This window comes from Moraxella equi, assembly GCF_002027555.1.
Taxonomy (GTDB): Bacteria; Pseudomonadota; Gammaproteobacteria; order Pseudomonadales; family Moraxellaceae; genus Moraxella; species Moraxella equi.
In genome coordinates this window covers 24,748-33,051 of the sequence record NZ_MXAP01000010.1, presented here as the reverse complement: position 1 = coordinate 33,051, position 8,304 = coordinate 24,748, and the positions used below count along the sequence as shown (strand labels likewise).

Annotated in this window: 7 protein-coding genes and 1 pseudogene; 7 read left to right on the top strand and 1 reads right to left on the bottom strand. The window is 45.3% G+C overall.

All coding sequences use genetic code 11. From position 1 onward, the window contains the following. Both B5J93_RS13405 and B5J93_RS00875 read left to right on the top strand, forming a co-directional pair. A pseudogene (locus B5J93_RS13405) lies at window positions 1-261 on the top strand (hypothetical protein); the annotation flags it as partial. A 559-nt stretch (window positions 262-820) separates the two neighbouring features. Next, window positions 821-1,045, top strand: coding sequence for a hypothetical protein (locus B5J93_RS00875; RefSeq protein ID WP_079323987.1), 225 nt, complete (start codon window positions 821-823; stop codon window positions 1,043-1,045). A gap of 536 nt (window positions 1,046-1,581) precedes the next feature. On the opposite strand, the gene B5J93_RS00865 is transcribed toward B5J93_RS00875, so the two are convergent. Then, a complete protein-coding gene (locus B5J93_RS00865; protein ID WP_079323985.1) occupies window positions 1,582-2,991 on the bottom strand; it encodes a phosphohexomutase domain-containing protein in 1,410 nt (469 codons plus the stop codon). 185 nt (window positions 2,992-3,176) lie between these two features. Between B5J93_RS00865 and cysK the strand changes: the two genes are divergently transcribed. The 5 genes from cysK (at window position 3,177) to folK (ending at window position 8,243) form a co-directional block, all read left to right on the top strand. Then, the gene (gene cysK, locus B5J93_RS00860; protein ID WP_079323984.1) at window positions 3,177-4,106 is read left to right on the top strand and encodes a cysteine synthase A; all 930 of its coding nucleotides are present in this window, start codon (window positions 3,177-3,179) and stop codon (window positions 4,104-4,106) included. A gap of 67 nt (window positions 4,107-4,173) precedes the next feature. Then, window positions 4,174-5,016, top strand: coding sequence for a nucleoside triphosphate pyrophosphohydrolase (mazG, locus tag B5J93_RS00855; RefSeq protein WP_079323983.1), 843 nt, complete (start codon window positions 4,174-4,176; stop codon window positions 5,014-5,016). After that, entirely contained in the window at window positions 4,988-5,353 is a 366-nt protein-coding gene (locus B5J93_RS00850; protein ID WP_228144823.1) for a ComEA family DNA-binding protein, read from the top strand. Before mazG ends, B5J93_RS00850 begins: the two co-directional genes overlap by 29 nt. A 594-nt stretch (window positions 5,354-5,947) precedes the next feature. Next, the gene (gene pcnB, locus B5J93_RS00845; RefSeq protein ID WP_079323989.1) at window positions 5,948-7,741 is read left to right on the top strand and encodes a polynucleotide adenylyltransferase PcnB; all 1,794 of its coding nucleotides are present in this window, start codon (window positions 5,948-5,950) and stop codon (window positions 7,739-7,741) included. Next, complete coding sequence (gene folK, locus B5J93_RS00840; protein WP_211278837.1) at window positions 7,734-8,243, top strand: 2-amino-4-hydroxy-6-hydroxymethyldihydropteridine diphosphokinase; 510 nt, start codon at window positions 7,734-7,736, stop codon at window positions 8,241-8,243. The genes pcnB and folK overlap by 8 nt, the downstream gene beginning before the upstream one ends. Window positions 8,244-8,304: the final 61 nt, after the last annotated feature.

Sequence of the window (8,304 nt, the reverse complement as noted above, 5' to 3'; positions counted from 1 at the left end):
AGTTCGGTTGGTATAGATGGTAATGCCCGTCTTGATGATGGTGAGTTGATTAAAGAGTATGGGCTTAATTTAAAACATGGCAGAATTGACATGAGAGTGTCAGCATCTAGGCATTATATTAAGTACTTTGGGGTCAGTGCCAGTCCATGTGGTCATTTTGGACATATTAAGTATTGTTCGGTGTCTGATGAGTTGTCTTATAGGATTGTTTTAACGCATACAGGAGTTGTTAGAAAGCGTGTTGATGATGTAGGGTGTTAGGGGGGTGTAATAACTATAAAGCCAATACCAGCCACTCTGCTGCTAAAGAAGCTATTTATTATACCTTGCCAATCCCTGAACCATTCGCAGCTTTCAACTGTTGGGAATGATGATCCTTTGGGCATTTGGGGGTATACATTAATTACCCTTACTGCTTTCCAAGCGGTATGGGTTCTATGTCTTATCGGAAACCTACAAAAATTGCTGACGGTGTCCATATTAGTCAATATGTGCCTCAAGCTATATTGATAATCAAGGTTGGATGTGGACTTGGGGTGGAAACTACGATGGCAAAACTGGTAATAGGGAAATATCAAAGAAAGGACGGTGGGCAGACAAGAATACCGTTTTGGTCTTGCAAAAATCCCTATTTACAACCCACTAAAATCAGCATATAATCAAGTCTCATTCTTTTTTACTTTTGGTTATAAGGATTTTTTATGAAAGCTTCAATGAAAGACATTTTTTATCATCCCCTCCCCATCAGAGCCTTGTCCGCTCTTTTTTATGTCTATCTGTTGCCTTGACTGCTTGTAATGATAAATATCCTAAGGCAAATATGCCTGACGCCCCATTAGAACAACCCTTAGAGATTATCATAGAGCCTAAGAAGGTGGCGATGACAGACTTTTGGGTAATAGGTATTAAAGATGATGGAGCATTGTGGATGTGGGGTGCTGGCAGTGGTAATTTAGCGACAGGTGCATATGACCCTCCCACACCAAAACAAATAGAAGGTATTGATGTGCAAGAAATCCACAAATCCCTATTTACAACCCATTAAGTTTAGAATAGAATGACTGTCATTCTTATTCAATTTTTTAGTTAAGGTAACAGGAGTTATTTATGCAAGCAACGATGAAAGATGTGTTTTATCACGCTCTGTTGGCAAGAGCTGGATATATGTTGGCAGAAAATAGAGCGTAAGGTTTTAAATTAGGTGAGGTTTCAAACTACCTTAAAGAAGACTCTCAGTTTGACATGACCTCCGCCATGGCATACTACCTAGTCAGCAAATTTAACTTTATTAAAGTAGTTGATGATGTGAGTGTCAAGATGGGATGTCGAACATACCTATTTATCCCATCATACCAAAAATTAAGACAAAGGCAAATGGCTATAATGATACTGGCTATCCAAGATGTGTCAATACAGTTGGTTTTATGGATAAATCAATTAAGCTAAAAAGCAGGAAGAATGGAATGTTGTTTTCTTTTTGTCTATGGAGTTGATTCTTGATTCCCAAAGATTCAACCATGTTCAAAAAACAGGGTAGCAATCACTACCCTGTTTTTTTATCAGCTCTTTTTGGCTTGAAGCTTAATGGTCAGCACTCACCGCACTGCATTCATCTAGTACCGCCAAAATTTCATCAGTTTTGGTTTTTAGGAGTGCTTTATCGCCTTTGGTTTCTATGTTTAGGCGAATGAGTGGCTCGGTATTGGATGAACGTAGATTAAACCGCCAACTGCCAAAATCTAGGCTTAATCCGTCTAGGGTGTTTTTGGTGGGATTTAATGCGTGGTATTTTTGTTCCAAAAGCTCGCCAATCTCGCTGGCGGTTTTTTGCCCTAAGCGAAAATTTAGCTCACCCGAACTGGGGAAATGATTGATGTAGCCGTTTACCAGCTCGGATAGGGTTTTGCCCGTTACTGACAGAAGCTCAATCACCAGTAGCCACACAATCATGCCACTATCACAATAGGCAAAATCACGAAAATAATGATGAGCCGACATCTCCCCACCATAAATCGCCCCCGTCTCACGCATGACTTGCTTGATGAACGAATGTCCTGATTTACTGATGGCAGGTGTACCGCCATTTTGGGCGATGACATTCTCGGTGTTATAAATCACTCGGGGATCATAGACGATGCTCTCGCCTTGATGTTTTTTCAAAAACACTTCGGCAAGCATGCCCACGATATACGAGCCTTCGATAAATTGTCCCTTTTCATCAAACAAAAAACATCTGTCAAAATCGCCATCAAACGCCAACCCGAAATCCGCCCCATGAGTGATGACCGCGTCTGATGTCGCTTTTTGGTTGGCGATAATCATGGGGTTGGGGATACCGTTGGGGAATGAGCCGTCTGGGGTGTGATGAACTTTGATAAGCTCAATGTTATCACCAAGACGTTTTTGTAGTTCATCAACCACAGGACCTGCCGAGCCGTTGCCACTGTTTACCACGATTTTTTTGGGAGTAAATTTGGTGGTATCGGTAAAGCTCATGAGCTTATCAATATAAGCGGTTTTGTCGGTGTTGAGGGTAACTTTGCCTTTGTCCGCCACCACAAATTCGCCACGCTCAGCAATGGCACGAATGTCCGCCAAGCCCGTATCGCCACTGATGGGGCGAGAGTTTTCACGCACCATTTTTAAGCCATTGTAGTTGATGGGGTTGTGGCTTGCGGTAACTTCAATGCCACCGATGGCGTTGTAATGGCTTGTGGCAAAATACACTTCTTCGGTGCCAACCATGCCCAAATCAATCACGTCCACACCAGCGTCCGTGATGCCGTCAATGGCGGATTGTTTTAGGCTCTCACTAGACGGGCGAATGTCCGAGCCGACCACGATGACAGGGTTTTCTTTGCCGTCATTGAGATATTGAGCGAAGGCTCGTCCGATACGGTAGGCGATGGCGTTGTCGAGATTGACATCAAGCTCGCCACGTACGTCATAGGCTTTAAAGCAAGAGATGGTGATGGGGTTAAAAGCGGTCATAAATTATCCTAAATATGAACATGAAACAGCTTAATTTTATCATGATTTAGCCGTGGATATTGTGAAATTATTTAAATGCTAAAATAGAATAAGGCTTAACATTTTTTACCTATAAATTTTCATAAAAATTTGGTATGATAACCGTGTAACATTTTAAACCGACAACCTTTAACAAGGGAAATTTTATGAACATTGCCAAAAACATCACCGACCTTATCGGCAACACACCCCTAGTGGAATTAAACCGCCTAAGTGAAGGTTTGCCCGCTCGTGTCGTGGCAAAGTTAGAGTATTTTAACCCCGCAAGCTCGGTCAAAGACCGCATTGCCCTATCCATGATAAACGAAGCCGAAAAAGACGGGCTTATCAACAAAAACACCACCATCGTGGAAGCGACATCGGGCAACACGGGCATTGGGCTTGCCATGGTGTGTGCGTCCAAAGGCTATAAACTTGTCATCACCATGCCTGAGAGCATGAGCTTAGAACGCCGTACTCTGCTGCGTGCCTATGGGGCAGAGCTTGTATTAACCCCTGCATCAGAGGGTATGGGCGGGGCGATTGCCAAGGCGAACGAGCTTGCCAGTCAAGACGGCTATTTTATGCCACGCCAATTTGACAACCTAGCCAACCCAAAAATCCACCGTGAAACTACCGCCCTAGAAATCTGGAATGACACAGACGGGCAAGTGGACATCGTGGTGGCAGGGATTGGCACGGGCGGTACGATTACAGGCGTGGGCGAAGTGTTAAAAGCCAAAAAGGACAGCGTACAAATCGTGGCGGTAGAGCCATCTGATTCGCCTGTGTTTAGCGGTGGTGAGAAGGGGGCTCATAAATTGCAAGGGCTTGCCCCTGGTTTTGTGCCAAGCATTTTAAATACTAAGATTTATGATGAAGTCATCACGGTTACCACCGAGTCCGCCTTTGCCACGGCTCGTCAAATGGCAGAAAAAGAAGGTCTGCTCGTGGGCATCAGTGCAGGGGCGGCAGTCTGGTCAGCTCTGCAAGTGGCAAGCCGTCCTGAGAATGCCGGCAAGCTCATCGTGGTGGTCATTCCGTCATCGGGCGAGCGTTATTTGTCCACCGCCTTGTTTGAAGATTTGGCTCAGTAGTTTGCATAAAATAGATGTGATAGACCCTGTTATCTAGTATAATGGGGTTTATTTTTGGATAATAATCATGACTCCAACCAACCAATTTTCTGACCTTTTGGCACTCATGGCACGCCTTCGCACCGATTGCCCGTGGGATAAAAAACAAACCAACGACAGCCTACAAAAATACGCCATAGAAGAAGTTTTTGAACTTGTAGAAGCCATTAGTAATGACGACAAAAGCCCTCTTGCCACCGATGACATCAAAGGCGAGCTTGGCGATATGCTTTTGCAAATCGTCTTTCATGCTCATCTGTATGCCGAGCAGGGGCGGTTTGACATGGCGGACGTGATTTATGCTTTGCAAGAAAAACTCATTCGCAGACACCCCCATGTGTTTGACAAAGAAAATCTAAAAACAGACGAAGATGTCAAACGCCGTTGGGATGAGATTAAAGAGATTGAAAATAAAGACCGCCCAAAACGCCTATTGTCCGATGTCAAGGCAGGCACGGCACTCATGACCGCCCAAAATTTGCAAAAACAAGCGGGTAAAGTCGGTTTTGATTGGCAAGATTTGGGTGGTGTTTTGGATAAGCTCCAAGAAGAGCTTGGCGAATTACACGCAGAATTGCCCACGCCTGAGTTTAAATATAAAACAGATAAATTGGATGAAGCTCAAAAAGACAAAATCGCAGGCGAGCTTGGCGATGTGCTGTTTGTCCTATCCAACTTAGCTCGTCATGTGGGTGTGGATGCTGAAATGGCATTACAAAACACCAATGCCAAATTTAAAAGACGCTTTGCCTTTGTAGAAAAATCGCTGATGGAACAAGGCAAAATCTTTGAACAGAGCGATTTGGCGGAGATGGATAAATATTGGGACATGGCAAAAGCTCATGAAAATAGCACAAATGAAAAGCTGTAAATTAAAGCGTTGGACGGTGGGGTTGGCATTGGCTTTATCATCTTATGTCCACGTCCACGTCCACGCCCACCAATGCTACGCCGATCCCAAACAGGCGTATCAAGCCTTTATCGCCAAACAATCCGCCCAAAAAGCGATGAGCGAGCGGGTTAATATCAACACCGCCAGCATGGGTGAACTTGCAACCTTAAATGGCGTGGGGGCAAAGACCGCTCAGGCGATTGTGGATTATCGTGAGGGATTTGGGCGATTTGAGCGTGTGGACGATTTGACAAAGGTTAAGGGCATTGGGGCCAAAACCTTAGAAAAAAACCGTCACAGACTCACGGTGCATTAGCTTTTTTGGCAAAAACAAGGTACAATGAAGCTTATGATGGGTGGTTGTTAAAGGGTGTTTGATGGTCATTCTATCAAGCAAGTTTTTATTATGAAAAACAATCCGACCGCTTATAACCAATAAACTTTAAAATTATTACCAACATAATGATTTGTAGATGTAGGGGCGTGCTGAGCATGCCTTGTACAGTAATACCATCAAAGGGTGTGTTCAGCACACTCTTACAAATCTGTGGTAAATATCAAGTTGGTTGGGTGTAATTAGGTAAATATGCAAGATTTTACCTATCTTTTAATCTTTTAAATGCAAGTGGTGGGATAGCCATTTTCATGTAATAACAATTTAAAAGTGTAAATTTTCATAAATTCAAATAAATGTTATCAAAATTTAACACGCCCCAGTAAAAAATGAGTGACACAAGTCATGGCAAAGACAAAAGCGGACGCAAAACTCGGGCAGTCCCATGCTAGCCCCAAAAAACCCAAGAAAACCAAAAAAGTCAAGCGGTCTAAACAGCCCAAACACCGCCAAACAGACAAACCAATGGCAAAGCACGCCATTGACCAAACATCAAAAAAGCAGTCTAAACACCTTATGCAAAAAAAACCAACCAAACACAAAACCCCCAAATCATCAGCGACCGTGCTGTCGGCACAGAAATTGGGGCTTGACAAACGCACTTTACCGCACAGTATCGTGGAAGTCATTAGCACACTTAACAAAGCAGGTTTTGACGCCTATATCGTGGGCGGCGGCGTGCGTGATAGCCTTTTGGGGCTTACTCCTAAGGATTTTGATGCTGTTACCAACGCTCGCCCCCATGAGATTAAGGCGATTTTTGGCGGGCGTTGCCGTATCATTGGCAAGCGGTTTCAGCTCGCTCACGTCTATTCGGGGCGTGAACTTATTGAAGTGGCGACCTTTCGGGCTCCGCCTAAGGACGACACGCACACCACCGATGACGGCATGATTACCCGTGATAATGTGTGGGGGACGATAGAGCAGGATTTTGCCCGTCGTGATTTTTCCATTAACGCCTTGTATTATCAGCCGATTAAGGGTGAAGTGCTCGATTTTTGTGGGGCGGTTGATGACATCAAAAACGGGACATTACGCCTACTTGGTGATGCCAAAGTGCGTGTGGAAGAAGATCCTGTCCGCCTGCTTCGTGCCTTGCGGTTTAAGGCAAAACTGGGTTTTGAATTTGACAAAGCCCTAGCCAAACAGTTTAATGACACAAGCTGGACGCTTTTGGAGCAGGTCTCGGCTCATCGGCTTTATGATGAGACCCAAAAGATGTTCACGGGCGGTTATCTGGCTCCGCTGTTGCCCCTGCTGTATCAATACGGGGCGATGAGCAGTTTGATGACCTACGCTCAGCCCAAGCCCACTCGCCTTGCCCTGCAAGTTGCCAAAAACACCGATGAGCGGATTGCGTCAGGCAAAACCGCCAACCCTGCGTTTTTTTATGCGGTGCTGTTGTGGGAGAATTATTTGCATGCTTTGGCAAAGTTTAAGAAAAAAGGTCTGCCCTTTCACGAAGCCCAAATAAAAGCGTCTCGCAAGGTGTTTGATGCTCAGCGTATCAAGACCGCCATTCCTAAATTTGCCGAAGATTTTATCAGCGATATTTGGTTCATGCAACCCAAGCTCGTCAGCCCCAAACCCAAAGACGTGGACAGGCTAAGCTCGCAGGGTAAATTTCGGGCGGGGCTTGATTTTCTTATCATGCGTGAGAGTTATGATGACAGTCCGCTGTCTGAGCCGACCAATGGCATGGGGGTGTGGTGGCAACGTTATTTGGCGGTCGATGCGACCAGTCAAAGCCAAATGCTAAGTGCATTGGGGGGTGGTGTGACTCGCACTCGCAGACGACGTGGGGTAGATACAGGCATTGATATTGACAAAGATGCCGAACTTCTACAACTACAACAGCTCTCAGGGCGTGATGATGACAAGGCGGATGATGTGCCACAACCGCTACTGGTGGTGGATAATGCCAATACACCCAAGAGTACTCGCCCCACACCAAGAGCACGGCAGGTGGATGTGCCGACCTTTGAGCGTCGCACGTACAGCGAGAGTGATTTTGCCAAACTGCTGGACAATGACGAGCCTTATATTCCATCGGTGCGTTATCGCAAACGTCAGCCGTCATCAACACTCTCTATCAAAGAGCGTGAGCAGGGGCTGACCGAGAGTGACTTACGACCATCTGTGCCAAGCTCTGCCAAGCCCAAAACGCAGGCGAGTAAACGCCAAACAACAGGACGACAGCGGACAAGACAAAAAGCAGAGCCACAAGAAACCGCCCAAGATACGGACACGCCAAAACCCAAAAAACGCAAAAAATCCAATGCCAAGCCACGAGCCAAACACGATGACTGATAAGGTACAAATCTATCTGGGACTAGGTGGCAATATCGCCAACGAGCTTGGCGACCCGACCAGCCACATTTTGGCGGTGCGTGATACGTTTGACGCTGATGAGCGGTTTTGTGATGTGGTGCTGTCGTCTTTATATGTATCCAAGCCGTTTGGTGTTACCGACCAGCCTGATTTTGTCAATGCGGTGTTGTCCGCCAAGACAGGCCTTGATGCCATGAGTCTACTTGATTTTTGTCAAGACTTAGAGCAGGGGGCAGGGCGTGTGCGCTTACGGCGGTGGGGCGAGCGGTCGCTTGATGTGGATATTTTGCTCTATGGCGATGAAGTTATCCATAATGACAGATTGACCGTGCCACACGGTGGGATTTTTGAGCGAAATTTTGTGCTTGTGCCACTTTTGGAGTTAAATGATAAATTGATGATAAACGGGCAGGCTATCTGTGATTTGGCATTGGCTTATGAGATGGATGGATTAACCAAATTGACAAATGATTCAAACTAAATAAACATAGTGCCATGATTGGCAAAAATGTTGTTTATCAAACTGTTTGTACACAATGAAT